The sequence below is a fragment of the Serratia sp. BIGb0234 genome (assembly GCF_024809915.1).
Lineage (GTDB): Bacteria > Pseudomonadota > Gammaproteobacteria > Enterobacterales > Enterobacteriaceae > Serratia > Serratia liquefaciens.
Window position 1 is genome coordinate 75,583 of the sequence record NZ_JANUEI010000008.1, and the last position, 25,173, is coordinate 100,755.

A 25,173-nucleotide genomic window follows, 5' to 3' on the forward strand; every position below is an offset into this window, starting at 1 on the left:
ATAGTATAGCAGCAGCCCTACAGGGGCCGCCAGCGGTTAAAAAATTACCGCTGACCAAGGGGTTAGCCCTGGGGTGGCAAACAAACGCCGATGCCGCCCAGGCCGCAGTAGCCTTCAGGATTCTTGTACAGATACTGCTGATGGTCATCCTCGGCATAGTAAAACGGCAGCGCCGGCACCACTTCGGTGGTGATGGTGCGTTGGTCGCCCGCCTCGTTCATGGCCTGCTGGAAACGCTTCAGACTGCTTTCGGCTGCGGTCTGCTGTTCCGGCGTCAGCGTATAAATTGCTGAGCGATACTGAGTGCCGACGTCGCCCCCCTGACGCATGCCCTGCGCCGGATCGTGGTTCTCCCAGAACACCTGCAGCAGCTGCTTATAGCTGATGATTTTCGGATCGAATACCACCCGCACCACTTCAGTATGACCGGTCTGGCCGCTGCAGACTTCGCGGTAGGTTGGGTTTGGCGTAAAACCGCCGCTGTAGCCTGCCGCCGTGCTGTATACGCCCTGCTGTTGCCAGAACAGGCGCTCCACACCCCAAAAGCATCCCATGGCGAAGATAGCCACTTCCATGCCTTCCGGCACCTGGGTCATTGAATGGTGAGTGACCACGTTGAGCGTGGCAACCGGCATGGGCGTCGTGCGGCCAGGCAGCGCGTTCGCCTTGTCGACGGTTTGTGTTTTATCAAAAAATGGCACCACGGTTGACTCCTGTTGTCACAGTAAGAATTGACCTAAGACACGGCAGTTCGGTTGTATCTAACCGCAACTTTGCCCACAATAAGCTACATATTCAGATTATGAATCAGATTAACGCAGTATTTAGAGCGCCAAAAGCTAAGAATGCGCCAGTTTACTGCGGCAGTAAAATCGTAATATGTCGCGTCTGGAATAAGGCTGAAAGGGCTGCCGTCTTGATAGCGCGGAGTATGCCCTGGCACCAGAGTGCGTGTTATAACAGGAAAGTAAAATAAATTAAGGAGAACGCGTGCCACGATACCGTGCCCTGTGCTTTTTGTGTGCGCTGCTCGCGACGCCTGCGGCGTTTTCGGCGAATGTGCGGCTGCAGGTTGAAGGACTTAGCGGGGAACTGGAAAAAAACGTCCGGGTACGCCTGTCTTCCATCACTCCGGAAGAGGTCGGTACTGATGGCCGTTTCCGCGCACGCGTGGATGAAGCTGTTCGTCAGGGGCTGAGAGCGCTTGGCTATTATCAGCCTACCATCGAATTTACGTTGGACGATCGGCCAGGGCTGGCGCGGCCGGTGCTGCACGCCAAGGTCAATCCGGGTGAACCGGTGCGCATTGCCGGAGCCAATATCGTGTTGGAAGGCGGTGCGAAAACCGATGAAGACTATCTGTCGTTGGTCAAAAAAGGCAAACCGACGATAGGTGAGATCCTTAATCACGGTAAATACGACAGTTTTAAAGGTTCACTGACCGGCCTGGCGCTGCGCAAAGGCTATTTCGATGCCGATATGACCAAAAGCCAGCTCGGCGTGGCGGAGGATCTGCATAAGGCCTATTGGGACATCGACTTCGACAGCGGGCAGCGTTACCGCTTCGGCCAGGTGAAGTTTACCGGTTCGCAAATTCGTGAAGACTATCTGCAAAATCTGGTGCCCTTTCATCAGGGGGATTATTACACTTCGGAAGACCTGGCCGAACTGAACCGCCGTTTGTCCGCCACTAACTGGTTTAACTCGGTGGTGGTCTCCCCTGATTTCAAAGATGCCAAAGAGAACAAGATTTTGCCGCTAGATGCGTTGGTGTCACCACGCACTCGCAACACCATCGAAACCGGTGTCGGTTACTCCACCGACGTTGGTCCCCGCGTTAAAGGCACCTGGAAGAAGCCCTGGCTTAACGATCGCGGCCACAGTCTGGAAACCAGCGCCAGTATTTCGGCCCCCGAGCAGCAGCTCGATCTGACCTATAAGATCCCGTTGCTGAAGAATCCGCTGGAGCAGTATTACCTGCTGCAGGGCGGGCTCAAGAACGTCGATCTCAACGATACCAAGTCCGTAACCTCCAAAGTGGTGGCCTCGCGCAACTGGGATCTCTCCAGCGGCTGGCAGCGGGCTATTAACCTGACCTGGCGCTGGGATAACTTTACCCAGGGTAACGTCAGCAATACCACCATGCTGCTGTACCCTGGTGTCAGCCTCAACCGCACCCGCTCGCGTGGAGGCCTGATGCCGACCTGGGGCGATAGCCAACGCTACTCCATCGACGTTTCCGACACCACCTGGGGATCCGGCGTGGACTTCGCGCTGATGCAGGCGCAGAACGTCTGGATCCGCACCCTGGCCGATAAGCACCGGTTCGTGGCGCGCGGGCAGGTGGGGTGGATCGAAACCAACGACTTCGACAAAGTGCCGCCAGACCTGCGATTCTTTGCCGGTGGCGATCGCAGCATCCGTGGCTACAAGTACAAAGACATTTCCCCCCGCAACGATGACGGCAAGTTGACCGGTGCCTCCAAAATGCTGACTGGCTCGCTGGAATATCAATACAACGTGACCGGTAAATGGTGGGGGGCGATGTTCGTTGATTCCGGTGAAGCGGTGAACGATATCAAGCAGAGCAACTTCAAAACTGGCGCCGGTGTAGGCGTACGCTGGCAGTCGCCGGTAGGGCCAGTGAAGCTGGATATCGCCGCGCCCGTGGGGGACAAGGACACCCACGGGATGCAGTTCTACATCGGTTTGGGGCCTGAACTATGAGCCTGATAAAAAAGATTTGCTTTGGTTTCCTGATTGTCTTGCTGTTACTGGTCGGGGCGGTGGCGTACTTGCTCGGTACCACCAGTGGTTTGCATATGACCCTCAACGCTGCTGCTCGATGGGTGCCGGGGTTGGATATTGCCAGCGTGAGCGGTGGCTGGCGTGATCTGACGCTAAAAGGCGTGAAGTATCAGATGCCGGGCGTCACGGTGAATGCCGGACAATTCCATCTGTCACTCGATCTGGCCTGCTTTAAAAACAGTTCGCTGTGCGTCAATGCGCTGACCGCGCAGGACGTCGACGTGGTGGTGAAAACCAAAGAAATGACGCCGTCTGCGCCGGTGGAAGAGACCAGCGAGCCGACCACCAATCTGAGCACGCCGTACCCTATTACCTTGCGTATGCTGACGCTGAATAACGTTAAGGTAAGCGTAGACGACACGGCAATCTCTCTTGGTGAATTCCGTACCGGAGCGCAGTGGCAAGAGCGTGCGTTGACCTTGCTGCCCACCAAAATCAGCGGCCTGTTGATTGCACTGCCGAAAACCCCGCAGAACCCGTTGCCGGAGGCGATACAGCCGGCTGTCGAGGTCGCGAAAAAAGTGGGTGAACAGGTCGACAAGGCGGCGAAACCGGCACCGGTGCCGGAAGAGAAGCCGCTGGGCGAAACGTTGAAAGAGCTGTTCGCCAAGCCGCTGCTGCCGGATCTGCCGGAAATCCGCCTGCCGTTGGACATCACGGTTAAGGAGATCAGCGGGGAACAACTGCGCTTGACCGGTGATACCGAGGTGTTGATTACCAGCCTGTTGCTGCAGGCCAGTACCCAGGATCAGCATATCAAGCTGGACAATTTCGATGTGAAATCCCCGCAGGGCACGTTGTCTGCGCAGGGGCAGGCGACGCTGACCGGCAGTTGGCCGGTGGAAATGGTGGCTAACAGCACGCTGAATATCGAGCCGCTGAAAGGGGAAAAGGTCAAACTGAACGTCGGCGGTGGGCTGCGCGAAGAACTTAAAGTGGCGCTGAACCTCTCCGGACCGGTCGGTGCGCAGCTTGATGTACAGACCCAATTGGCCGAAGTGGGTTTACCGCTGGCACTGACGCTGCAAAGCAAACAGCTGAAATGGCCGCTGAGCGGCGAAGCTCAGTATCAGGTCAACGATTTCCGCCTGCGTTTCAATGGCAAGGCGACTGATTATGCCTTGTCGACCCGGGCCAATATCAAGGGGCAGGATCTCCCGCCGGCGGTGCTGACGCTGGACGGTAAAGGTAACGTTGAACAGTTCAAACTGGATCGCCTGCGGTTGGCGGCCTTGCAGGGCAATACCGATCTGACGGCGCTGGTGGACTGGAGCAAGGCCATCAGTTGGAATTCACAGCTGACGCTGAGCGGCATCAATACCGCCAAGCAGTGGCCGGAATGGCCGGCGAAGTTGGACGGTAAAATCACTACGCGTGGCAGCCTGCACGGCGGCAGTTGGCAATTGCAGGTGCCGGTGCTGCAGCTCGATGGTAACGTGAAGCAAAACAAAGTCACCGCACGTGGCACGCTTAGCGGCAATGCTGCCGGTCAGTGGAAAATCCCGGGCATCGATCTGACGCTGGGACGCAACCAACTGAACGTTAAGGGCCAACTGGACGAGAAAAGCTGGAACCTGGATGCGAATATTGACGCGCCACGTCTGGACGGCGCTCTGCCAGGGCTGGGCGGTACGGCGAAAGGCTTGCTGAAACTGCGGGGCAACCTGCAAGCGCCTCAGTTGCTGGCCGACCTGACCGCTTCCGGCCTGCAGTGGCAGGCGCTGCGCATCAACCGGGTGAAGATTGACGGCGACGTGCGTTCCAGCGACCAGATCCAGGGTCAGTTGGCGGTACGCGTTGAGCAACTTAAGCAGGATGCGCTGGATATCAGCCTGCTGACACTGGATGCCAAAGGCAGTGAGAAGCAGCATCAGCTGCAGTTGAAAATTGACGGCAAGCCGGTATCCGGTCAGTTGGCGCTGCAGGGCAGTTTCGATCGCCAACAGCAGCGCTGGCGCGGCAACCTGAACAATACCCGTTTCGATACCCCGGTGGGCGAATGGCGATTGACTCGCGCCATTGCGCTGGATTACCTGAATACCGCGCAGAAAATCAGTATTGGACCGCACTGCTGGCAGAACCCGAACGCCGAACTGTGCGTACCCAAGACCATCGAAGCAGGCCAGAGTGGCCAGGCCAGCGTGGTATTGAACCGCTTTGATCTGGCGATGATCAAACCTTTCCTCGGTCCGGAGACCGCTTTGAGCGGCGTGTTCACCGGGCGGGCGGACGTAAGCTGGAAACCGGGCGGTGCGCTGCCGGACGCGAAAGTTTCCCTGGTGGGTAACGGCGTGAAGGTGGTTCAGCAAGTGCAGGGCAACGCGTTGCCGATCGCCTTTGATCGGCTGAACCTTAATGCCGGCCTGTCCAACGGTCGTGCACAGGCCGACTGGTTGATCAAGTTGACCAATAATGGCCAATTTGACGGTAACGTGCAGGTTGCCGATCCACAGGTACGACGCATTATCAGCGGCAACGTCAATATCACCAATATCTCGCTGGCGATGATCAATCCGGCGTTGATGAAGGGGGAGAAGGCCGCGGGCATGCTGAATGCCAATCTGCGCTTGGGTGGCAGTGCGCAGAAGCCTCTGGTTTATGGCCGGATGGCGTTGGATAAGGTTGATATAGATGGTCACTGGATGCCGTTTGATATGACGGACGGCCGCCTGGTGATGAACTTTGACGGCATGACCTCGACCATGGAAGGGCTGGTCAGCACCACGCGCGGACAGCTTAACCTGTCGGGCGATGCTGACTGGCGCGACATCAACGCCTGGCGCGCACGTATCGCCGCCAAGGGCGATAAGCTGCGGGTGACGGTGCCGCCGATGATCCGCATCGACGTTTCACCCGATCTGGTGTTTGAAGCCACGCCGCAGTTGTTCTCGCTCAATGGTTCGGTAGATATTCCGTGGGCGCGCATTACGGTGCAGGAGTTGCCGGAAAGTGCGGTGGGCGTCTCTTCCGACGAAGTGATGCTGGACGACCAACTGAAACCGATACAGCCGAAAACCGCAGGGATCCCGATCAACAGCAACCTGATGATCCACGTGGGTAACGATGTGCGGCTGGATGCCTTTGGCTTAAAAGCCCGCCTGAAGGGCGATCTGAAAGTGGTGCAGGACAAGAATGGCCTGGGCCTGAACGGCCAGATTGACATCCCTTCCGGTCGCTTCCATGCTTATGGTCAGGATTTGATCGTCCGCAAGGGTCAACTGATGTTCTCAGGGCCGCCGGATCAGCCGCTGCTGAATATTGAAGCCATTCGTAATCCTGAATCGACAGAAGACGACGTTACCGCTGGGGTACGCGTTACCGGGTTGGCGGATGCACCCAAGCTGGAAGTGTTCTCGGATCCGGCCAAATCTCAGCAGGAAGCGCTATCTTATCTGCTGCGCGGGCAGGGATTGGGCAGTTCCGGCGCCGATGGTAACGCAATGACCTCAATGTTAATTGGGATGGGGGTTGCACAAAGTGGTCAACTTGTGGGTAAAATCGGCGAGGCGTTTGGCGTAAGCAATTTGGCCCTGGATACTCAGGGTGTCGGCGACAGTTCCCAGGTTGTCGTGAGCGGTTATGTTCTCCCAGGCTTACAAGTAAAATATGGGGTGGGTATTTTCGACTCGCTGGCTACGTTGACGTTGCGTTACCGCCTGATGCCTAAATTGTATCTGGAAGCGGTGTCTGGTCTCGACCAGGCATTAGATTTGCTCTATCAGTTTGAGTTTTAGCGATGCGAATAATTGTCTACGGCAGTTTACGACGCAAACAGGGAAACAGCCATTGGATGACCAACGCCCAATGGCTCGGCGAGCATGAGCTCGAAGGCTATCAGATTTATAATCTGGGCCATTACCCGGCGGCGATCCCTGGAGAGGGCACGGTACATTGCGAAGTGTACCGCATCAACTCATCGATTTTGGCTGAGCTGGACGAACTGAAAAGCAACACCAAGGACTATAAGCGCGAGCTGATTCAGACGCCTTATGGGAGTGCGTGGATCTACCTGTATAAACACAGTGTGGACGGTTACCCGCGAATTAACAGCGGCGACTGGCTGAAGCGTCTCGACGAAAAGTAAAAAAAAACACCGCTCACTGAGCGGTGTTTTTTTATCGGACGGCGGGCAAGAATTACTTCTTGGCGGCACGCTCGAAAGAAGCAACGATTTCAGCTTTGGCAGCGGCAGCATCTGCCCAGCCTTCGACTTTCACCCATTTGCCTTTTTCCAGATCTTTGTAGTGCTCGAAGAAGTGAGCGATCTGGGCACGCAGCAGTTCCGGCAGGTCGTTCACGTCTTTGATGTGATCGTACTCTTTGGTCAGCTTGCTGTGCGGTACGGCAACCAGTTTCGCATCTTCGCCGGCTTCGTCGGACATCTTCAACACGCCAACCGGACGGCAGCGGATCACAGAACCAGGCTGCAGTGGGTATGGGGTTGGCACCAGCACGTCAACCGGGTCACCGTCCAGAGACAGGGTGTGGTTGATGTAACCGTAGTTGCACGGGTAGAACATCGCGGTGGACATGAAACGGTCAACGAACAGCGCACCGGTGTCCTTGTCGATTTCATATTTGATCGGATCGGCGTTTGCCGGGATTTCGATAACAACGTAGATGTCTTCCGGCAGGTCTTTGCCAGCAGGGACCAGGTTCAAGCTCATGTCGGTTTCCTTTAATCAAACCAGAAATGGAGTGGCGGCTATTATAGCGGACTCTTTTGCGATTTCCTGCCCTTTTCATCATCCCCGCCCCGGCGCAGAGCCATCCATCGAATTTCCAGATAAATCCTCCCACGGCGTTAAGTTTTCTCGAGGGTTGCCGATAACTTCATCAAATAATAATGAGTCGGCGAAGTCTGGCTCCGCGTTTTACCTCCTCTACGTAAGATCTCACTATTTCTGAAGCCGGGAAGAACTCATGCTAAAAAAGATTACGGTCAAGGCCGGGCTGATTGCCCTGTTGAGCCTGATGACGCTGCTGTTGATTATGGTCAGCACGATTGGCGTCAACGCGATTAACGAAGGATCGCGCTCGTTACACACCCTGAATCAAATCCTGGGGGAAGAGTTGGGGTCGCTGGCCAGCAGTTCCAACCTGACGCTGCGCGCCAGAACCGCTGCCTCACTGGCGGTACGCCAACGGGAAATCGGCCAGATTGAGGTTTCAGATGCTACGGTGGGCCGTATCTATGACTACCTTGCGCAATCGAAGCAGGAAATGGCGCGTTTTGTCAGCGTCGGTACCGTCACCGAACGCGGACGCGAGCTGTCCGGTCGTTTGCAAAACAGCTACCGCGCCTATCTGGAACAGGGCGTTGGGCCGATGGCCGATGCCATCAAGGCCGGCAAAGTTGATGATTACTACGACATTCAGGAAACAAAAATTTCCGCGTTGAGCATCGCTTTTGAAAAGGACCTCAGCGACTTCCGCAGCTTCGCCATGAAGATTGGCCAGCAGCGGGTGAATGAAGCGGAAAGCAATGCCAGCACCAAAATTACGCTGATCGTGATTGCCGGCCTGCTCAGCATTTTGCTGGCGCTACTGGCCTGGTTTGCGCTGCGGGTGATTATCCTGCGTCCGCTCGATGAGTCAATCGCCCAGCTGGAACATATCGCCAGCGGCGACCTGACGCACCGTATCACCGGCGAAGGCGAGACCGAAATGGGCCGTCTGGTGCGTGCGATGCAGCGGATGCAGCAGGCCTTGGTCAGTTCGGTCAGCAAGGTGCGCGATGCCAGCAGCCAAATCGATACCGGTTCACGCGAACTGGCTGCCGGCAACTTGCACCTGGCGCAGCGTACCGAAGAATCAGCTGCTTCTCTGGAAGAAACCGCCGCCAGCATGGAACAGCTGACCTCGACGGTGAAGATGAACGCCGAGAACTGCGAACAGGCGAATCAACTGGCGCTGAGCGTATCCGATATTGCCAACCAAGGCAGTGAAGTGGTCAGTCAGGTCATGGACAAGATGCAGGCGATCACCGACAGCTCACGCCGCATTGCCGATATCATCAGCGTGATGGACGGCATTGCCTTCCAGACCAACATTCTGGCGTTGAATGCGGCGGTGGAAGCGGCACGTGCCGGTGAACAGGGGCGTGGTTTTGCCGTGGTGGCCGGTGAGGTTCGCAGCCTGGCTCAGCGCAGCGCGCAGTCGGCGAAAGAGATCAAAGGGTTGATTGAAGCGTCGCAGAATCGGGTGCAGGAAGGCGAACAAATGGCCGGTTCGGCGGCGAAAACCATGAACGGCATTACCGGTGAAGTGGGCCGGGTGACGGCGCTGATGCGGGAAATCTCTGCGGCTACGCGTGAGCAAAGCAGCGGCATTGAGCAGGTAAACCTGGCGGTGGCGCAGATGGATCAGGTGGCGCAACAAAATGCGGCCTTGGTCGAAGAGTCGGCGGCGGCGACGCGCTCGCTGGAGGATCAGGCGCAGTTGCTGGCGCAGAGCATGGCGGCGTTCAAATTATAATGCCGGGGACGGCAAGCCGTCCCCCACATTGAACTCGTTATTCGTCCGGGTTCTCAGCGATAAAGCGCTCTGCGTCTTCCACCATGGATTTGGTGCCGACGAAGAACGGTGCGCGCTGGTGCAGTTTCACCGGGGTGATGTCCAGAATACGGTTTTTACCGTCGCTGGCTTTACCGCCGGCCTGTTCCGCCAGGAACGCCATCGGGTTGCATTCATACAGCAGGCGCAGCTTGCCTTGCGGGTGGCTGGCGGTGCTTGGATAAATGTAGATGCCGCCTTTCAGCAGGTTGCGGTGGAAGTCGGCAACCAGTGAACCGATGTAGCGTGAGGTATAAGGGCGTTGTGTAGCTTCGTCCTGTTCCTGACAATATTTGATGTATTTCTTCACGCCGCGCGGGAACTTGATGTAGTTACCTTCGTTGATGGAATACATATTGCCGCTGGCCGGGAAGCGGACTTTCTCGTGGGAGAGGCAGAACACGCCCAGAGAAGGATCGTAGGTAAAGGCATGCACGCCATAACCGGTGGTGTACACCAGCATGGTGGATGAACCGTAAACCACGTAGCCTGCGGCGACCTGTGCGCTGCCTGGCTGCAGGAAGTCTTCTTCGGTCACTGGCGTACCGACCGGGGTAATGCGACGATAGATAGAGAAAATCGTACCGACCGAGACGTTGACATCGATGTTGGACGAACCGTCCAACGGATCCATCAGCACCACATACTTGGCATTTTCAGCCCGCTCGCCGTCGAATATCACGATTTCATCTTCTTCTTCAGAAGCGATACCCGCAACTTCACCGCGCGCTTTCAATGCTGCTTTCAGCTTTTCATTCGCGTACAGGTCCAGTTTCATCTGAACTTCGCCCTGTACATTGGAAACGCCGCTGGTGCCCAGAATATCCACCAGACCCGCTTTGTTGATATCGCGGTGGATGATTTTGGCGCCCAGTTTAATTGCAGAAAGTAGCGCAGTCAGCTCGCCGGTGGCGTGTGAGAAGTCGTGCTGTTTCTCGACGATAAATTCGCCTAACGTTTTCATGACACAATCCCTGAATCTACGGATGGGTAGCGGTTTGTTAACAAACCGCCAACGTATTCGCGAGCAGTGTAGCCCAAAGATGAACGCTATTCATAGGCAAATCCATTTCTTCTGGACGATTCTGAGCGTTAGAATGAGCCAACATTCGACGTACTCTATGAGAAAACTATGCGCATTCACATTCTTGGGATCTGTGGCACCTTTATGGGCGGGCTGGCGGTGCTGGCTCGTTCGCTAGGGCATGAGGTGACCGGCTCTGACGCTAATGTCTATCCGCCGATGAGCACGCTGCTGGAGAAGGAAGGGATCGACCTGATCCAGGGCTACGATCCTGCTCAATTGGATCCGGCGCCGGATCTGGTGATCATCGGTAACGCCATGACGCGGGGTAATCCTTGCGTTGAAGCGGTACTGGAACAGGGGATCCCTTACGTTTCCGGCCCGCAGTGGCTGCACGATTATGTGCTGCGCGATCGCTGGGTGCTGGCCGTGGCCGGCACGCATGGCAAGACCACTACCGCCGGTATGGCCACCTGGATCCTGGAAGCCTGCGGCTATCAACCGGGCTTTGTTATCGGTGGCGTTCCGGGCAACTTTGACGTTTCCGCGCGTCTGGGCGGTAGCCCGTTCTTTGTGATCGAAGCCGATGAGTATGACTGCGCCTTCTTCGACAAGCGTTCCAAGTTTGTGCATTACAGCCCGCGTACGCTGATCATGAATAACCTGGAGTTCGATCACGCTGATATCTTCGACGATCTGAAAGCGATCCAGAAACAGTTCCACCATCTGGTGCGTCTGGTGCCGGGCAAGGGCAAGATCATTTTGCCTGATAACGACAACCACCTGAAACAGGTGATGGCGATGGGCTGTTGGAGTGAGCAAGAGCTGGTCGGGGAAGAGGGCGCATGGCGCGCTCAAAAATTAACGCCGGACGCCAGCCATTATGCGGTGTTCCTCGACGGCGAACAGGTGGGCGAAGTGAAGTGGTCGCTGGTGGGTGAACACAACATGCATAACGGTTTGATGGCCATTGCCGCCACGCGCCACGTTGGTGTGCTGCCAGCCGATGCCTGCCGCGCGCTCGGTGAGTTTATCAATGCTCGCCGCCGTCTGGAACTGCGCGGTGAAGCTCATGGCGTTACGGTGTATGACGATTTTGCCCATCACCCAACGGCGATCCTGGCGACCTTGGCCGCATTGCGCGGCAAGGTTGGCGGTACCGCGCGCATTTTGGCTGTGCTCGAGCCGCGCTCCAACACCATGAAAATGGGGATCAGCAAGAATGATTTGGCACCGTCTCTGGGCCGTGCCGATGAGGTCTTCCTGTTCCAACCGCACCATATCCCCTGGCAGGTGGCGGAAGTCGCGGAAGCCTGTGTACAGCCGGCCCACTGGAGCGCCGATCTCGACACGCTGGTGGACATGATCGTTAAAACGGCCCAGCCTGGCGACCACATTTTGGTGATGAGTAACGGCGGCTTCGGTGGGATCCATGACCGTCTGCTGGAGGCATTGGCCCACAAGTCAGAACCTAAAGTGACTTATTGATCGTCGATTCAGTGTGACTGAAGCAAAACTAAAAGGCCGCTTGCGGCCTTTTCTTTTGCCCATAAAAAAGCCCTCGCGAGCGAGGGCAACGGGGTTCGTCGGATAGGACGACGAAGTTTCTTCAAGGAATCAGTGCTTACGATAGAACTCGGCAGTGGCAGTGACGAGGGTAATCAGTTCGGTAAGCAGGGCTCCCTGAATTGTTATTTGTAGATTTCGGCTGTCGCGTGCCAATTGCCGTTTTCGTAGGCTTCGATCACGCGGTAGGCTTTAGCGCCTTGTTTATCGGCTTTGTCAGACAGGGCCTGGCGAATATCGGAAGGCGCGCCGGTGACGCCGCTGACGGTGATGGTACCGGCAGACTGGAGCGTATTGGCCTGGTCGTTAGTGATTAACGTCGCGGCGGAAGCGCCGAACGAAACGACAGACAGCAGGCTAAGTGCAGCGAGAGTGGTTTTCATATTCATGATAGTGCGTCCTGTTGTGATAACCGCCTGGAAGGGCTTTTGCAGCGTTTTTGTACTTGAAGGCTGTTATCAGTGGTGCTCGGTACCAGAGTTATATTGCCCGTTGCCGGGTAACGCCTTGTACTTATTTGTAAATTTCTGCGGTCGCGTGGAAGTTACCTTCGTTGCGTGCTTCGATTACACGGTAAGCGGTCGCTCCTTTGGCATCGGCTTTTTCAGACAGTGCCTGACGGATATCTGAAGGTGCACCGGCAACGCCGCTGACGGTAATGGTGCCTGCAGATTGCATTTTTGCGGCCTGGCTTGCATCAACAGATTGTGCTGCAAATGCGCCGAAAGAAAGCATGGAGAGAACGCTCATGGTTGCGATGGTAGATTTAATTTTCATGATTTGACCTTTTCGTATTCTTTTGTCAGTTCCAGTGAACTGTGATTTACGTCACGGAAATGAGTATACATCTAGTAACGCCAAAAATTAATAGTTCGCTAACAGTTTCTAGTGAAACTTTATTATGACGATCCTTATCTTTTATAACCAGATGGAATAAAAAGCGGTTATAAAACGATCTTTTGATGTTAAATTTATGTAATTTCAATAAGGTAAGTGCTTTTGACCAAAAGTGCGGAAGATCACAGTAGCTATCACTAGCTAAGCGGAAATGTCATTGAAATGTGTTGCGAAGAGAAAGAAACCTGGCGTTAAAAGTGGTAGGGGGAGGGGGAAAAGTAAGGATGGGGTTAAAGAAACGCTAACAAAACGCGACGGCTCGCCGCATTTTGTTAGCGTGATGCATCACAGCTCCTGTTCGAACAGGGTCAGGATGGCTTCGTACAGCTGGCGCGCGGTAAAGCTGCTGGCTGGGGTAACGAAAATGGTATCGTCACCGGCGATGGTGCCGAGAATACCTTCGGATTTGCCCAGAGAATCCAGCAGGCGAGCAATGAGCTGCGCGGCGCCGGGGCTGGTGTGGATAACGACAACTGCATCGTTATGATCGACATCCAGCACCAGATTCTTCAGCGGGCTGGTAGTGGTCGGCACGCCGAGTTCAGCGGGAAGGCAATACACCATTTCCATTTTGGCATTGCGCGTACGCACCGCGCCGAACTTGGTCAGCATGCGCGATACTTTGGATTGATTGATGTTTTCGAAGCCTTCTTCTTGCAGCGCCAAAACAATCTCGCCTTGAGAACTGAATTTTTCTTCTTTCAATAACGCTTTAAACGCCTTGATCAGATCTTCCTGCTTTGCGGGATTACGCATTTTGCACCGTGGAATGTTGACAATAGAAGTGATGATTATGCATATAAATGAATTTTTATGCAATCAAAGGACGCCCGGAAAAAATAACAATGCCCGGACAACGAGGAAAGGGCAGCATTTTAACAAAATCCGTACCTCATGAATATGCCCTTTCGGTGACCGAAAATGCCGCCCTCGGTGGTAAAGAAAATGTTATTAAAATGATGTTGTTCTGATGTTGTGTAAGGGTGTAATGTAACCGCCGGTTAACTTGCTCGTGAATAACCTCGCAGTATTTTTGATTAGTGTGCGCTATGCCCTTAATGCGTAAGCTATTTAATCTAAAATGAGCGCGACATCGGCTGTTTTATTGCGCCAGTTCTCAAACAGACTGTTAAGAGATTGTTTTTAAAGGTGTAATAATTTAAGGTCCGTAACCAACATATTCACGGCGCTTTATATATTTAAGATAATAAAGGAGTATAGGATGAAAGTTGCAGTTCTCGGTGCTGCTGGCGGTATCGGCCAGGCCCTCGCCCTTCTACTCAAAACCCAGCTTCCTTCAGGTTCTGAACTCTCTCTCTACGACATTGCCCCCGTTACCCCAGGCGTTGCCGTCGATTTAAGCCACATCCCAACCGCAGTGAAAATCAAAGGCTTCAGTGGCGAAGACGCTACTCCAGCTCTGCACGGTGCAGACGTGGTGCTGATTTCTGCAGGCGTTGCGCGTAAACCAGGTATGGATCGTTCAGATCTGTTCAACGTGAACGCAGGTATCGTGCGTAATCTGATCCAGCAAGTGGCAACCACCTGCCCGAAAGCCTGCATCGGCATTATCACCAACCCGGTCAACACCACCGTGGCTATCGCGGCAGAAGTGCTGAAGAAAGCCGGTGTTTATGACAAGAACAAACTGTTCGGCGTGACCTCGCTGGATATCATCCGTTCCAACACCTTTGTGGCTGAGCTGAAAGGCAAACAGCCGGAAGAGCTGAACGTGCCGGTTATCGGCGGACACTCTGGCGTGACCATTTTGCCGCTGCTGTCGCAGATCCCTGGCGTGAGCTTTACCGATCAGGAAGTGGCCGATCTGACCAAGCGTATCCAAAATGCGGGTACCGAAGTGGTTGAAGCCAAAGCCGGCGGCGGGTCTGCAACCCTGTCTATGGGCCAGGCGGCGGCGCGTTTCGGCCTGTCTCTGGTTCGTGCGCTGCAAGGCGAAAAAGGCGTAGTGGAATGTGCTTATGTGGAAGGCGATGGCAAATACGCTCGCTTCTTCGCGCAGCCGCTGGTGCTGGGTAAGAATGGCGTTGAAGAACGCAAAGACATCGGCACTCTGAGCGCGTTCGAACAGAAAGCGCTGGAAGAAATGCTGGATGTTCTGCACAAAGATATCGAACTGGGCGAAAAGTTTATCAATAACTGATCATCCAGCAGTGCATGAGTATGCATAGGCCGCCGGACAACGTACCGGCGGTTTTTTTATGCCCGCAGCTAGGACCGAATACGGGCTTTTCGATCCAGTAAGTTATTGGTATGGGGATCGAAATAGCGGCTCGGCCAGATTTCTGCAGGGTGTATATCGAGCGTTTCGGCAATCAGCCATTCTCCTTTTGGCCAGGGACGCGACAGTGCGTTTGCCAGCGTTGATGAGCTAAGTCCTGCCTTGCGCGACACCGCCGCCAGTGTCGTTCCCTTCTTACGTAAAGCCGCAATGATATCCGCCGGATGCCAATCCTTGTTCCTTGAGTTCATGTTTGCATTCCTTTTTTGATTAGCGAAAGTTCTGTTAGTGGTATAACTAACAGGTCAAGATTAATCGTTTGAACAACATGAAACGCTTATACGGAAACTAGGATACCACTAAATTTCTTAAAAAATATCCAATAAATTTCCTAAAAAAGATCTTCGCCTACTTTTGCCCAGAGAACATGGCCATGAAAAAAGAGTGGTTTGCCGCCAAGGAATTGACCGGCGTGGCAGGGTTACCTTCCTCACCACAGGGAATAAACTTGATGGCGCGTCGTGAAGGCTGGATCAGCCGCCGGCGCAAAGGCGTACAGGGAAAGGCGCTGGAGTATCACATTGACAGTTTGCCGACCGGTACGCGCAATTTACTGATCTTGAAAGAGGAGCCGGCGCTGTATGGAGTTGAGCGCAAGGATCCGCTGACGGTGTGGATTGAGTATTACTACCACCTGACGGAGAGCGAACGCGAAAAGATGTTGGCTTTCCTGATGCGGGAAGGGATTGGCGGCCTGCTGGCGCGTGTCTTTCCGGGGAAATGAACAGACCCGCATCGCGGGTCTGTGGAAACTGCAGGGCGTTTATTATTTCTTAAAAATCGCGTTGAACTGCAAGATGGGCTAATCCTTCCAGCGCGGCACGGTGGGCAGACTCCGGCAGCACCTGCAGTGCGGCAATCGCCTTGTCGGCCTCTTCCTCAGCGCGTTGGCGGGTATATTCCAGCGAGCCGCATTGCTCCATGGCCTGTAAAACCGGCTCCAGCAAATGACGACCGTTGCCCTGTTCAATCGCGCCGCGGATCATGGCTTTCTGCTCGCCTTCACTATTATGCATGGCATGCAGCAAGGGCAGCGTCGGTTTGCCCTCGTTAAGATCGTCACCGGTATTTTTACCCAGGGTGCTGCCGTCGGCGCTGTAATCGAGCAGGTCGTCGATCAGTTGGAAGGCGGTGCCGAGATAGCGGCCGTAATCCTGCAGCGCTTTTTCTTCTGCCTCGCTGGCGCCCGAAAGGATCGCCGAAGATTGTGCCGCCGCTTCGAACAGGCGTGCGGTTTTGCTGTAGATCACCCGCATGTAGCTTTCTTCGGTAATGTTCGGATCGTTCACGTTCATTAACTGCAGCACTTCACCTTCGGCAATCACATTGACCGCCTCGGACATCAGCGCCAATACACGGAGCGATTCCAGGCTGGTCATCATCTGGAAAGCACGCGTATAGATGAAGTCGCCAACCAATACGCTGGCGGCATTGCCGAAGGCGGCATTGGCAGTGGCCTTGCCGCGACGCATATCGGATTCATCCACCACATCATCATGCAGCAGGGTTGCGGTATGAATGAATTCGATCAGCGCAGCGACGGTAATGTGTTTATCACCCTGATAATGCAATGCCCGCGCCGCCAGAACGGCGATCATCGGGCGGATGCGTTTACCGCCACCACTGATAATGTAATAGCCAAGCTGATTGATGAGCGTGACATCGGAATTCAGCTGTTCGAGAATTGTTGCGTTCACGGCCGCCATATCTTGCGCGGTTAACTCGGTAATTTGCTCTAGGTTCATTGTATTTTTTTCAGCTGTGTTTCTCTTCACCGCGTTGAGATCGCTGCTCACATCGGTACATGGCGGTAACTGTCCTACTGATTGTACTTGAAAAACGCCTCAGATAAACGCCATGAAAGAAACTGTGCTTTTTTTCTTCTTTTTTGTACTTCTGGTCTTATTCTGCTCTTGTCATATGCTGGATTATTGCGTAGAATTCGCGCCCTATTGTGAATATTTATAGCGCGCTCTGTACTGAACAGTTGGGCACGCGGAAAGCGGAGTTTTATATGTACGCGGTTTTCCAAAGTGGTGGTAAACAACACCGAGTAAGCGAAGGTCAAACCGTTCGCTTGGAAAAGCTGGACATCGCAACTGGTGAAGCTGTTGAGTTTGACCAGATTCTGATGATTGCTAATGGCGAAGATATCAAAATCGGCGTTCCTTTCGTCGATGGCGGTAAGATCAAAGCTGAAGTCGTTGCTCACGGTCGTGGCGAGAAAATTAAGATTGTTAAGTTTCGTCGTCGTAAGCACCATCGTAAGCAGCAGGGCCACCGTCAGTGGTTCACTGACGTTAAAATCACCGGCATCAGCGCTTAAGTTAGGGGAGCAGATTAATGGCACACAAAAAGGCTGGCGGCTCGACTCGTAACGGTCGCGATTCAGAAGCTAAACGTCTGGGCGTTAAACGCTTTGGCGGCGAAGCAGTACTGGCAGGCAGCATCATCGTTCGTCAGCGCGGCACTAAATTCCACGCTGGTACCAACGTGGGTTGCGGCAAAGACCACACTCTGTTTGCTTTGAAAGACGGTAAAGTCAAATTCGAAGTTAAAGGCCCGAGCAATCGTAAATTCATCAGCATCGAAGCTGAATAATTTTTCGAGCCTTACGAAATAGATGTAAGCCCCGCAACTCGTTGCGGGGCTTTTTACATTTATGGGCTGCTTGTGCATCGGCCCGTCAGCGCTGGCAAAAGGTAAGATGGAAACGAAACAGCAGGTCGGAATTGGCATTTTCCTGGCGGTAACTACGGCAGTTTGCTGGGGTGCATTGCCGATTGCGATGAAAGAAGTGCTGGTAGTGATGGAGCCGTTTACCGTCGTTTGGTATCGATTTACCATCGCGGCGCTGGGGCTGGGGATCATTTTGGCCGTGCGCGGCAGATTGCCGCCGGTGACCATATTCCGTCAACCACGCTGGCTGCTGATTTTGGCCATCGCCACCGCGGGCCTGCTGGGGAATTTTATCTTCTTCAGCTCTTCGTTGCAGTACCTTAGCCCGACCGCATCGCAGGTTATCGGCCAGCTGTCGCCTGTCGGTATGATGTTTGCCAGCGTGCTGGTTTTAAAAGAGCGGATGCGCATCACCCAGGTGATTGGCGCACTGATGCTGATTTGCGGGCTGCTGTTGTTCTTCAATGTCAGCCTGATTGAGATTTTCACCCGCCTGACGGATTACACCCTGGGGGTGCTGTTGGGCGTGTGTGCGGCGATGGTCTGGGTGACTTATGGCGTGGCGCAGAAAGTGTTGCTACGTCGATTAGCCTCGCCGCAAATTCTGGTAATGTTGTACACTTTATGTGCGATCGCGCTATTCCCTCTGGCCAAGCCTGAGGTGATTTTCCAGCTCAGCGGCTGGCAATTAGCCTGTTTGCTGTTCTGTGGCGCCAACACGCTGATTGGCTATGGTGCGCTGGCGGAAGCGATGGCGCGCTGGCAGGCGGCGCAGGTGAGTGCGTTAATCACGCTGACCCCGCTGTTTACCCTGCTGTTTTCAGATTTGTTGGCGCTGGCCTGGCCACACGTATTCGCCGCCCCGACATTGAATGTCGTCGGTTATGTCGGCGCTTTCGTCGTGGTAGCGGGCGCCATGTTTTCCGCAATTGGTCACCGTTGGTGGCCGCGACGGGCAGAAACCCGCCTGGTTGCTCCTTTGAAGCAGCCCGGTGAATGATTTACGGAGACGGTAAATGAAGTTTGTAGATGAAGCAGCGATTTTGGTCGTTGCAGGTGACGGTGGTAATGGTTGCGTCAGCTTCCGCCGCGAAAAGTATATCCCGAACGGCGGCCCTGATGGCGGTGACGGCGGCGATGGCGGCGACGTCTATCTGTTGGCGGACGAAAACCTCAACACGCTGATCGACTACCGCTTTGAGAAATCTTTCCGTGCTGAACGTGGCCAGAACGGCCAAAGCCGTGACTGTACCGGCAAGCGTGGCAAAGATATCACCATCAAGGTACCGGTCGGTACCCGCGTGCAGGATCAGGGCACCGGTGAGATCCTCGGTGACATGACCCGCCATGAACAACGTCTGATGGTAGCGAAGGGCGGTTGGCACGGTTTGGGCAACACCCGTTTTAAATCATCGGTTAACCGTGCACCACGTCAGAAAACCTTAGGCACCGCCGGTGAAGCACGTGACATCTTGCTGGAGCTGTTGCTGCTGGCCGATGTTGGCATGCTTGGCCTGCCAAACGCCGGCAAATCCACCTTCATTCGTGCAGTGTCTGCCGCTAAGCCGAAAGTGGCCGACTATCCATTTACCACTCTGGTCCCAAGCCTGGGCGTGGTACGTATGGATCACGAACAGAGCTTCGTTATTGCCGATATTCCTGGCTTGATCGAAGGGGCTTCCGACGGTGCCGGCCTGGGTATTCGCTTCCTGAAGCACCTGGAGCGTTGCCGCGTTCTGCTGCACCTGGTGGATATCGCACCTATCGATGAATCCGATCCGGTAGAAAACGCCAAAGTCATTATCAACGAGTTGAATCAATACAGCGAAAATCTGGCGCAGAAGCCACGCTGGCTGGTTTTCAACAAGGTTGACCTGATAGGTGAGGAAGAAGCTGCCGAGCGCGCCAAGGCGATTGCAGAAGGCATGGGCTGGGAAGGCAAGTACTACATGATCTCCGCGGTGAATCGCGAAGGAGTGAATGCGCTGTGCTGGGACGTGATGAAGTTCATCAACACCCAACCGAAAGCCATGGCTATCGAAGAAAGCGCACCGGAGAAAGTCGAGTTCATGTGGGATGATTACCACCGTGAACAGATCGCTGAAGTGGAAGCTGAAGCGGAAGACGATTGGGATGATGACTGGGACGAAGATGACGACGAAGGCGTCGAAATCATTTACCAGAAATAATCTTGCAAAGAAAAGGGCTCAGTTAAGAACTGGGCCCTTTTTTTATCGGCATTATTTGTTCAGGACATTCTCAGGTAACCAGCATTGTGCATTCAGCCCGTGCGTGTCGCGACGATTTTCCAGAGTCAGACGGCCCTGATGCAGTTGCACTATGCGAGTGACAATGTTCAGTCCCAGTCCGCTGCCGCCATAGCGCTGATCCATACGGCGGAATGCCTGAGTGAGCTCGCCTTCCATTTGTTCTTTGATTCCCGGACCTTCATCCGTCACCTGCAACTGATAGCCGGGTTTCTGCTGTGCCAGCTGCACCTGAATGCTGCTGCCTTCCGGGCTGTAGCGGTGAGCATTTTCTACCAGATTACGCAGCAGCAGGCGAAGCAGGACCGGATCGCCATGCATCGGGGCCGCTGCCGGGAGCTGCCATTGCAGTTTTTGTCCGCGCTGGCGGGTCAACTCCTCAAGTTCTTCTTGTAGCGGCAGGATCACGTCGCTCACCCAATCGAAACGCTGATAGTGGCCGCTGGCAAAGTCTTGTCCGGCGCGTGCGAGCATCAGCAATTGTTCGACGGTATGCATCAGTTGATCGATGCGGGTGATCAACGGCTTACTTTGCGGGACCCCCTGTTTTTCCATTAACTCCAGGTGCAGTCGTATCCCCGCCAGTGGCGTACGTAACTCATGTGCGGCATCTGCGGTGAACAGTCGTTCCTGTTGAATGGTGTTATCCAACCGTGAGAACAGTTGGTTGAGTGTGGTGGTGACCGCCATAATTTCGAGGCTGTCTCCGCTGAGCGGCAGAGGCGTCAGGTTATCGGCGGAACGCTTCTCCAACCGTTGCTGCAGCTGATTGAGCGGGCGAATAATCCAGCTGATAGCCCAGAATGAGGCCAGCAGGGTGACGATCATCATGATCAGCGAAGGGGCGAGCAGTGAGGCTATCGCCTCGGCGATTTCCGTATCGACACGCTCGGTACGCACCTTGGCCGACAGGGTTTCATCCACCAGGAAACTGATTTGCTCCTGGCTTTCATGCCAGAGCCAAAAGGCGCTGATTAACTGGGTGACCAACAGGATCAGCGCCAGCATCAACAACAGACGACGGCGCATGCTGATCATGATGAGGATTCCAGACGATAGCCAATGCCACGAACGGTACGGATGCGGTCCTTGCCCAATTTACGGCGCAGGTTATGGATATGCACTTCCAGCGTGTTGGAGCCTAAATCATCCTGCCAGGTATAAAGATCCTGCTGCAACAGCTCGCGATTAACCGTTTGACCGGCGCGCATCATCAGGCGGGAGAGGATGGCGAATTCTTTCGGCGTCACCTCCACCGGCTGCTGCTGAACATAAACCTGCTGGCTGGAGAGATTGAGCTGGAGATCGTCCAACTGAATAAGATTGTCGCTGTGGCCCTGATAGCGGCGGATCAGGGCGCGCACGCGCGCCTGTAGTTCAACTAACGCGAAGGGCTTGACCAGGTAATCGTCAGCACCGGCGTCCAGCCCCTCGACCCGGTCTTCCAGTGCGTCACGGGCGGTCAAAATCAGCACTGGCAGGTCGACCTGCTGGCGGCGCCACTGCCGCAGCAGGCTGGCACCATCCATGTCGGGCAAGCCCAGATCGAGGATAATCATGCTGTATTGGCTGGTGATGAGCAGAGCATTGGCCTCCGCTGCCGTGGCGGCGCAGTCACAGGCATAGCCTTCCCCGGCTAATGCCAGTGCCAACCCTTGTTGCAGCAGCTCATCGTCTTCCACAATCAGCAGTTTCATCATAACCCTCAGTTATTCTGATAAATATCCCGGTACAGGCGGCTTTCGAAACGCACCAGTGGTGCTCGACGCTGCTTTTGATCTTCCGGCGGTACGGCATAGCCTGACAGATATTGTACGAAGGCAAAACGCTGGCCGCTGGCGGTTGTAATAAATCCGGCCAGGTTATATACGCCCTGTAGCGCACCGGTTTTGGCGGACACCTTGCCGTCAACACCGGCTTCGTGCAGCCCGCCACGGTAGCGCAGCGTTCCGTCGTAACCGGACAGCGGCAGCATCGAAATAAAGTTCAGCTCGCTGTCATGCTGCGCAATGTATTGCAGCGCCTGCATCATGGTCGCCGGAGCCAGCAGGTTATGGCGTGAAAGGCCTGAGCCGTCTACCACGATGCTGTTGCCCAAATCCACGCCGGCCTTCTGACGCAGCACCTGACGCACGGCGTCAGCGCCAGCACGCCAGGTACCCGGAACGCCAAAACGTTCATGACCGATGGTACGGAAGACGGTATCGGCAATCATGTTGTCCGATTTCTTCAGCATAATTTTCAGCAATTCGTGCAGCGGCGCTGATTGAGTCTGGGCGATCACCGTGCCTTTCAGGCCCGGCTGCGTCTGGCGCTTCAGGTGTCCGTTGATCTGGATACCGGCCTGGGTCAGCTCATCTTTCAGGATCGCCCCGGCATAGCTGGCACCATCCTGAATGGCGAAGGCCAGCGGCAACGGTTCGCTACGTTGGGTCAGGCAACCGGTCAGGGTAAAGCGGTTCAATTCGCCCGGCACCACATCCAGCTCGCAGTATTGGGCATCCGCAGACCCTTTCGCCAACGTGCGAACCTGGCTAAACATATTGACCGGATAATAGGAGGCCACGCGAATAAAGGCCATATCGCCCGGATTGGGGGCGCTGTACAGCGACACCGAGAAACAGTTGCGGTCGACTATCGCCGCCGCCGGCGGTGCGCTGAAACACTGCGTCAGGTCGTTCCACGGCCAGCCGGGGGCTTTGTCATGGCTGGCGAATACCGAGGTATCGACCAGCACATCGCCGGTAATCTGGCGCACGCCCTGTTTTTTCAGGATCGCCACCATGTTGCGCAGGCTCTGGCGCTTAAAGGTCGGATCGCCGCCAAAGCGAGCAATCAGGTTGCCGCGCAGCACGCCGTCGCTGATGTCGCCCTGGCTCTCCAGCGTGGTGGTGAAGCGATAGTCTGGGCCGAGCTGCAACAAGGCAGCTAAAGCGGTCAGTACTTTTTGGGTACTGGCCGGCAACGCCATTTGCTGAGAGTGATAATCGATGGTCGGAGCGCTAGCGCCGATCTTCTGAACTACCAGGGCAAGGTTGGCCCCATCAGGCAAATATTGTGTGTAATCTTCAACCGGGGCCGCATTCGCATTCAGAACAAATGCGCAAGCCAATGCACTGACAATTCGTGAAAAACGCATAATCTCGGGATAACAGCTGGATAACGTGCCGTCATACTACGGTGCATTCAGGGAAAAAGTAAACGATGACCCTCAAGGAACTCTAGGCTAAAATGCGTATCAAAATGCAAAATCGATCCTGACTTGGGCAAGGGTTCCGAGTCAGGCTTCTTTTGTTTATCGCCTGGAGGCGGGGGGCACGTACCCACCGTTTTTTCATACGAACACGTCAGGATGACGGCTATTTGAACAGGAAAGATTTAGAGGTATTTATACTATGAAACAGATTCCGATGACCTTGTTTGGCGCTGAAAAACTGCGCGAAGAACTCGAATATTTGAAAGGCGTGCGCCGTCCGAAAATCATTGCGGACATCGCTGACGCCCGTGAACACGGCGATTTGAAAGAAAACGCAGAGTATCATGCGGCGCGTGAGCAGCAGGGATTCTGTGAAGGACGTATCCAGGAAATTGAAGCCAAGCTGTCGAACGCGCAGGTGATCGATATCACCAAGATGCCAAACAATGGCCGCGTGATTTTTGGCGCTACCGTATCGGTGCTGAACCTGGATAGCGAAGAAGAAGTGACCTACCGTATCGTTGGCGACGACGAAGCTGATTTCAAGAAAAATCTGATTTCTGTCAATTCGCCTATGGCACGTGGCCTGATCGGCAAAGAACAAGATGATGTGGTTGTGATAAAAACCCCGGGTGGCGATGTCGATTATGAGATCTTGAAGGTTGAATATCTCTGATCACCTTCCAATCGTGCAGAAAATCGCCAGGGTTTTGTAAAGAAAGGAAAAAGGCCGCGTGCGGCCTTTTATCTGAATCAGGTGCATGGCACCTTTTCGTTAACCCAATGCTTATTAACGCGGTAGACTGATCTTGCGCTCTTTAGACGGGCGGTAAAGAATAAGCGTACTACCGATGACTTGCACATTGCAGGCACCCGTTTCGCGCACGATAGCGTCGGCGATCAGGGTTTTGGTTTCGCGATCTTTAGCAGCGATTTTTACCTTGATCAGCTCATGATGCTCCAGAGCCTGTTCAATTTCAGCCAGCACCCCTTCGGTGAGACCGTTATTACCCAGCATGACAACCGGTTTTAACGGATGCGCCAGGCCTTTCAGGTGCTGTTTTTGTTTATTATTCAGATTCATTGTCTTTTTTGCTTAAGTTGGGATTGAAAACGGTACATTCTACCGCCATCTCATGTATATCACCAAATCGGTCTTCATCGGTGTGAGTCTACATGAGCTGCGAACCTGACATTAAGACTCTTTTTATGATAGTTGGAAAACGAGATGGCTAATAAAAAGCGTTCTGCTAGCTCCAGTCGCTGGTTACAAGAACACTTTAGCGATAAATATGTGCAACAGGCGCAGAAAAAAGGGCTACGTTCGCGCGCCTGGTTTAAACTTGATGAAATACAGCAGAGTGACAAACTGTTTAAACCTGGCATGACCGTAGTAGATTTAGGTGCGGCGCCGGGTGGTTGGTCGCAGTATGTCGTGACCCAGATTGGCGGTTCCGGCCGCATCATCGCCTGTGATATTTTGCCAATGGATCCTATCGTTGGCGTCGATTTCCTTCAGGGCGATTTTCGTGATGAACTGGTGCTCAAGGCTCTGTTGGAACGTGTAGGTGAAAGTAAGGTTCAGGTGGTCATGTCTGACATGGCCCCGAATATGAGTGGCACTCCGGCCGTCGATATTCCAAGATCGATGTATCTGGTGGAATTAGCACTGGGAATGTGTCGTGATGTCCTCGCACCAGGCGGAAGTTTCCTGGTGAAGGTGTTCCAGGGAGATGGCTTTGACGAGTACCTACGGGAAATTCGCTCCCTGTTTACGAAGGTTAAGATTCGTAAGCCAGACGCTTCCCGCGCACGTTCGCGCGAAGTGTACATTGTAGCGACAGGGCGCAAGCTGTAGTACCCTAACGCTGTTTGTTAACAC

Annotated in this window: 26 protein-coding genes; 14 read left to right on the top strand and 12 right to left on the bottom strand. The window is 54.4% G+C overall.

The genetic code is table 11. The features are described 5' to 3' along the window. Positions 1 to 62: 62 nt before the first annotated feature. Positions 63 to 704, bottom strand: a complete 642-nt coding sequence (gene msrA, locus M2407_RS22410) for a peptide-methionine (S)-S-oxide reductase MsrA (RefSeq protein WP_020824928.1) — start codon at positions 702 to 704, stop codon at positions 63 to 65. Positions 705 to 990: 286 nt separating this feature from the next. Here msrA and M2407_RS22415 point away from each other — a divergent pair, with 286 nt between their 5' ends. The 3 genes from M2407_RS22415 to M2407_RS22425 are packed head-to-tail and all read left to right on the top strand — an operon-like array spanning position 991 to position 6,892. Then, positions 991 to 2,727 carry an autotransporter assembly complex family protein gene (locus M2407_RS22415; RefSeq protein WP_020824929.1) on the top strand — a complete coding sequence of 579 codons (1,737 nt, stop codon included), beginning with the start codon at positions 991 to 993 and terminating at the stop codon, positions 2,725 to 2,727. Continuing rightward, positions 2,724 to 6,542, top strand: coding sequence for a translocation/assembly module TamB domain-containing protein (locus tag M2407_RS22420; RefSeq protein WP_115060321.1), 3,819 nt, complete (start codon positions 2,724 to 2,726; stop codon positions 6,540 to 6,542). The genes M2407_RS22415 and M2407_RS22420 overlap by 4 nt, the downstream gene beginning before the upstream one ends. A gap of 2 nt (positions 6,543 to 6,544) precedes the next feature. Next, entirely contained in the window at positions 6,545 to 6,892 is a 348-nt protein-coding gene (locus tag M2407_RS22425) for a gamma-glutamylcyclotransferase (protein WP_006317485.1), read from the top strand. Between the two features lie 52 nt (positions 6,893 to 6,944). On the opposite strand, the gene ppa is transcribed toward M2407_RS22425, so the two are convergent. Further along, positions 6,945 to 7,475 (bottom strand): inorganic diphosphatase, encoded by a 531-nt coding sequence (gene ppa / locus M2407_RS22430; RefSeq protein WP_004952787.1) that lies wholly within the window; start codon positions 7,473 to 7,475, stop codon positions 6,945 to 6,947. 256 nt (positions 7,476 to 7,731) lie between these two features. On the opposite strand from ppa, the gene M2407_RS22435 reads away from it, so the two are divergent. Further along, positions 7,732 to 9,285: a methyl-accepting chemotaxis protein gene (locus tag M2407_RS22435; protein WP_020824932.1), complete on the top strand. Its 1,554-nt coding sequence runs from the start codon at positions 7,732 to 7,734 to the stop codon at positions 9,283 to 9,285. A 37-nt stretch (positions 9,286 to 9,322) separates the two neighbouring features. Here M2407_RS22435 and fbp read toward each other — a convergent pair whose 3' ends face one another. After that, entirely contained in the window at positions 9,323 to 10,327 is a 1,005-nt protein-coding gene (gene fbp, locus M2407_RS22440) for a class 1 fructose-bisphosphatase (protein ID WP_020824933.1), read from the bottom strand. 168 nt (positions 10,328 to 10,495) lie between these two features. On the opposite strand from fbp, the gene mpl reads away from it, so the two are divergent. Beyond that, entirely contained in the window at positions 10,496 to 11,875 is a 1,380-nt protein-coding gene (gene mpl, locus M2407_RS22445) for a UDP-N-acetylmuramate:L-alanyl-gamma-D-glutamyl-meso-diaminopimelate ligase (protein WP_020824934.1), read from the top strand. A 203-nt stretch (positions 11,876 to 12,078) separates the two neighbouring features. Here the strand turns inward: mpl and yhcN (M2407_RS22450) are convergent, their stop codons facing one another. From yhcN (M2407_RS22450) to argR, 3 genes are all read right to left on the bottom strand, one after another. Then, a complete protein-coding gene (gene yhcN, locus M2407_RS22450; RefSeq protein ID WP_020824935.1) occupies positions 12,079 to 12,342 on the bottom strand; it encodes a peroxide/acid stress response protein YhcN in 264 nt (87 codons plus the stop codon). A 124-nt stretch (positions 12,343 to 12,466) separates the two neighbouring features. After that, a complete protein-coding gene (yhcN, locus tag M2407_RS22455) occupies positions 12,467 to 12,730 on the bottom strand; it encodes a peroxide/acid stress response protein YhcN (protein ID WP_259219882.1) in 264 nt (87 codons plus the stop codon). A gap of 405 nt (positions 12,731 to 13,135) precedes the next feature. Beyond that, complete coding sequence (gene argR / locus M2407_RS22460) at positions 13,136 to 13,606, bottom strand: transcriptional regulator ArgR (protein ID WP_020824937.1); 471 nt, start codon at positions 13,604 to 13,606, stop codon at positions 13,136 to 13,138. A 47-nt stretch (positions 13,607 to 13,653) separates the two neighbouring features. On the opposite strand from argR, the gene M2407_RS22465 reads away from it, so the two are divergent. Continuing rightward, positions 13,654 to 13,821, top strand: coding sequence for a hypothetical protein (locus tag M2407_RS22465; protein ID WP_153263177.1), 168 nt, complete (start codon positions 13,654 to 13,656; stop codon positions 13,819 to 13,821). A gap of 251 nt (positions 13,822 to 14,072) precedes the next feature. After that, positions 14,073 to 15,011 carry a malate dehydrogenase gene (gene mdh, locus M2407_RS22470; protein ID WP_201895813.1) on the top strand — a complete coding sequence of 313 codons (939 nt, stop codon included), beginning with the start codon at positions 14,073 to 14,075 and terminating at the stop codon, positions 15,009 to 15,011. 68 nt (positions 15,012 to 15,079) lie between these two features. Here mdh and M2407_RS22475 read toward each other — a convergent pair whose 3' ends face one another. Continuing rightward, on the bottom strand, positions 15,080 to 15,340 hold the full coding sequence (locus M2407_RS22475; RefSeq protein ID WP_020824939.1) for a helix-turn-helix transcriptional regulator: 261 nt from the start codon (positions 15,338 to 15,340) through the stop codon (positions 15,080 to 15,082). Positions 15,341 to 15,522: 182 nt separating this feature from the next. Here M2407_RS22475 and M2407_RS22480 point away from each other — a divergent pair, with 182 nt between their 5' ends. After that, positions 15,523 to 15,873 carry a DNA-binding protein gene (locus M2407_RS22480; RefSeq protein ID WP_259219890.1) on the top strand — a complete coding sequence of 117 codons (351 nt, stop codon included), beginning with the start codon at positions 15,523 to 15,525 and terminating at the stop codon, positions 15,871 to 15,873. 49 nt (positions 15,874 to 15,922) lie between these two features. On the opposite strand, the gene ispB is transcribed toward M2407_RS22480, so the two are convergent. Further along, positions 15,923 to 16,894: an octaprenyl diphosphate synthase gene (gene ispB, locus M2407_RS22485; RefSeq protein ID WP_020824941.1), complete on the bottom strand. Its 972-nt coding sequence runs from the start codon at positions 16,892 to 16,894 to the stop codon at positions 15,923 to 15,925. Between the two features lie 269 nt (positions 16,895 to 17,163). Here ispB and rplU point away from each other — a divergent pair, with 269 nt between their 5' ends. The 4 genes from rplU to cgtA all read left to right on the top strand — a co-directional run bounded on the left by rplU (position 17,164) and on the right by cgtA (position 20,017). Beyond that, positions 17,164 to 17,475, top strand: a complete 312-nt coding sequence (gene rplU, locus M2407_RS22490; RefSeq protein ID WP_004933561.1) for a 50S ribosomal protein L21 — start codon at positions 17,164 to 17,166, stop codon at positions 17,473 to 17,475. A gap of 17 nt (positions 17,476 to 17,492) precedes the next feature. After that, complete coding sequence (gene rpmA / locus M2407_RS22495) at positions 17,493 to 17,750, top strand: 50S ribosomal protein L27 (protein WP_004933559.1); 258 nt, start codon at positions 17,493 to 17,495, stop codon at positions 17,748 to 17,750. 106 nt (positions 17,751 to 17,856) lie between these two features. Beyond that, on the top strand, positions 17,857 to 18,828 hold the full coding sequence (locus M2407_RS22500; RefSeq protein ID WP_259219894.1) for a DMT family transporter: 972 nt from the start codon (positions 17,857 to 17,859) through the stop codon (positions 18,826 to 18,828). Between the two features lie 16 nt (positions 18,829 to 18,844). After that, positions 18,845 to 20,017, top strand: a complete 1,173-nt coding sequence (gene cgtA, locus M2407_RS22505) for an Obg family GTPase CgtA (RefSeq protein ID WP_020824943.1) — start codon at positions 18,845 to 18,847, stop codon at positions 20,015 to 20,017. A gap of 51 nt (positions 20,018 to 20,068) precedes the next feature. On the opposite strand, the gene pmrB is transcribed toward cgtA, so the two are convergent. From pmrB to dacB, 3 genes are read right to left on the bottom strand one after another with little or no spacing between them, the layout of a single operon-like run. After that, positions 20,069 to 21,133: a two-component system sensor histidine kinase PmrB gene (gene pmrB / locus M2407_RS22510; RefSeq protein ID WP_259219896.1), complete on the bottom strand. Its 1,065-nt coding sequence runs from the start codon at positions 21,131 to 21,133 to the stop codon at positions 20,069 to 20,071. Continuing rightward, positions 21,130 to 21,792, bottom strand: a complete 663-nt coding sequence (pmrA, locus tag M2407_RS22515; RefSeq protein ID WP_122076761.1) for a two-component system response regulator PmrA — start codon at positions 21,790 to 21,792, stop codon at positions 21,130 to 21,132. Before pmrA ends, pmrB begins: the two co-directional genes overlap by 4 nt. An 8-nt stretch (positions 21,793 to 21,800) precedes the next feature. Next, on the bottom strand, positions 21,801 to 23,234 hold the full coding sequence (dacB, locus tag M2407_RS22520; RefSeq protein WP_142816071.1) for a serine-type D-Ala-D-Ala carboxypeptidase: 1,434 nt from the start codon (positions 23,232 to 23,234) through the stop codon (positions 21,801 to 21,803). Between the two features lie 256 nt (positions 23,235 to 23,490). Here dacB and greA point away from each other — a divergent pair, with 256 nt between their 5' ends. Continuing rightward, positions 23,491 to 23,967, top strand: coding sequence for a transcription elongation factor GreA (gene greA / locus M2407_RS22525; RefSeq protein WP_020824947.1), 477 nt, complete (start codon positions 23,491 to 23,493; stop codon positions 23,965 to 23,967). Positions 23,968 to 24,081: 114 nt separating this feature from the next. On the opposite strand, the gene yhbY is transcribed toward greA, so the two are convergent. Then, a complete protein-coding gene (yhbY, locus tag M2407_RS22530) occupies positions 24,082 to 24,375 on the bottom strand; it encodes a ribosome assembly RNA-binding protein YhbY (RefSeq protein ID WP_259219899.1) in 294 nt (97 codons plus the stop codon). Positions 24,376 to 24,519: 144 nt separating this feature from the next. Here yhbY and rlmE point away from each other — a divergent pair, with 144 nt between their 5' ends. Continuing rightward, a complete protein-coding gene (gene rlmE, locus M2407_RS22535; protein ID WP_012004940.1) occupies positions 24,520 to 25,149 on the top strand; it encodes a 23S rRNA (uridine(2552)-2'-O)-methyltransferase RlmE in 630 nt (209 codons plus the stop codon). Positions 25,150 to 25,173 lie beyond the last annotated feature (24 nt).

What these genes read in the sequence shown, in the direction of transcription:
- ispB (WP_020824941.1), bottom strand. Translation starts at nt 16,894, where the DNA reads ATGAACCTAGAGCAAATTACCGAGTTAACCGCGCAAGATATGGCGGCC.
- rpmA (WP_004933559.1), top strand. Translation starts at nt 17,493, where the DNA reads ATGGCACACAAAAAGGCTGGCGGCTCGACTCGTAACGGTCGCGATTCA.
- fbp (WP_020824933.1), bottom strand. Translation starts at nt 10,327, where the DNA reads ATGAAAACGTTAGGCGAATTTATCGTCGAGAAACAGCACGACTTCTCA.
- M2407_RS22500 (WP_259219894.1), top strand. Translation starts at nt 17,857, where the DNA reads ATGGAAACGAAACAGCAGGTCGGAATTGGCATTTTCCTGGCGGTAACT.
- mdh (WP_201895813.1), top strand. Translation starts at nt 14,073, where the DNA reads ATGAAAGTTGCAGTTCTCGGTGCTGCTGGCGGTATCGGCCAGGCCCTC.
- pmrA (WP_122076761.1), bottom strand. Translation starts at nt 21,792, where the DNA reads ATGAAACTGCTGATTGTGGAAGACGATGAGCTGCTGCAACAAGGGTTG.
- greA (WP_020824947.1), top strand. Translation starts at nt 23,491, where the DNA reads ATGAAACAGATTCCGATGACCTTGTTTGGCGCTGAAAAACTGCGCGAA.
- M2407_RS22425 (WP_006317485.1), top strand. Translation starts at nt 6,545, where the DNA reads ATGCGAATAATTGTCTACGGCAGTTTACGACGCAAACAGGGAAACAGC.
- yhcN (WP_259219882.1), bottom strand. Translation starts at nt 12,730, where the DNA reads ATGAAAATTAAATCTACCATCGCAACCATGAGCGTTCTCTCCATGCTT.
- yhcN (WP_020824935.1), bottom strand. Translation starts at nt 12,342, where the DNA reads ATGAATATGAAAACCACTCTCGCTGCACTTAGCCTGCTGTCTGTCGTT.
- M2407_RS22435 (WP_020824932.1), top strand. Translation starts at nt 7,732, where the DNA reads ATGCTAAAAAAGATTACGGTCAAGGCCGGGCTGATTGCCCTGTTGAGC.
- M2407_RS22420 (WP_115060321.1), top strand. Translation starts at nt 2,724, where the DNA reads ATGAGCCTGATAAAAAAGATTTGCTTTGGTTTCCTGATTGTCTTGCTG.
- mpl (WP_020824934.1), top strand. Translation starts at nt 10,496, where the DNA reads ATGCGCATTCACATTCTTGGGATCTGTGGCACCTTTATGGGCGGGCTG.
- M2407_RS22465 (WP_153263177.1), top strand. Translation starts at nt 13,654, where the DNA reads ATGAATTTTTATGCAATCAAAGGACGCCCGGAAAAAATAACAATGCCC.
- cgtA (WP_020824943.1), top strand. Translation starts at nt 18,845, where the DNA reads ATGAAGTTTGTAGATGAAGCAGCGATTTTGGTCGTTGCAGGTGACGGT.
- rplU (WP_004933561.1), top strand. Translation starts at nt 17,164, where the DNA reads ATGTACGCGGTTTTCCAAAGTGGTGGTAAACAACACCGAGTAAGCGAA.
- ppa (WP_004952787.1), bottom strand. Translation starts at nt 7,475, where the DNA reads ATGAGCTTGAACCTGGTCCCTGCTGGCAAAGACCTGCCGGAAGACATC.
- M2407_RS22475 (WP_020824939.1), bottom strand. Translation starts at nt 15,340, where the DNA reads ATGAACTCAAGGAACAAGGATTGGCATCCGGCGGATATCATTGCGGCT.
- rlmE (WP_012004940.1), top strand. Translation starts at nt 24,520, where the DNA reads ATGGCTAATAAAAAGCGTTCTGCTAGCTCCAGTCGCTGGTTACAAGAA.
- dacB (WP_142816071.1), bottom strand. Translation starts at nt 23,234, where the DNA reads ATGCGTTTTTCACGAATTGTCAGTGCATTGGCTTGCGCATTTGTTCTG.
- M2407_RS22480 (WP_259219890.1), top strand. Translation starts at nt 15,523, where the DNA reads ATGAAAAAAGAGTGGTTTGCCGCCAAGGAATTGACCGGCGTGGCAGGG.
- pmrB (WP_259219896.1), bottom strand. Translation starts at nt 21,133, where the DNA reads ATGATCAGCATGCGCCGTCGTCTGTTGTTGATGCTGGCGCTGATCCTG.
- yhbY (WP_259219899.1), bottom strand. Translation starts at nt 24,375, where the DNA reads ATGAATCTGAATAATAAACAAAAACAGCACCTGAAAGGCCTGGCGCAT.
- argR (WP_020824937.1), bottom strand. Translation starts at nt 13,606, where the DNA reads ATGCGTAATCCCGCAAAGCAGGAAGATCTGATCAAGGCGTTTAAAGCG.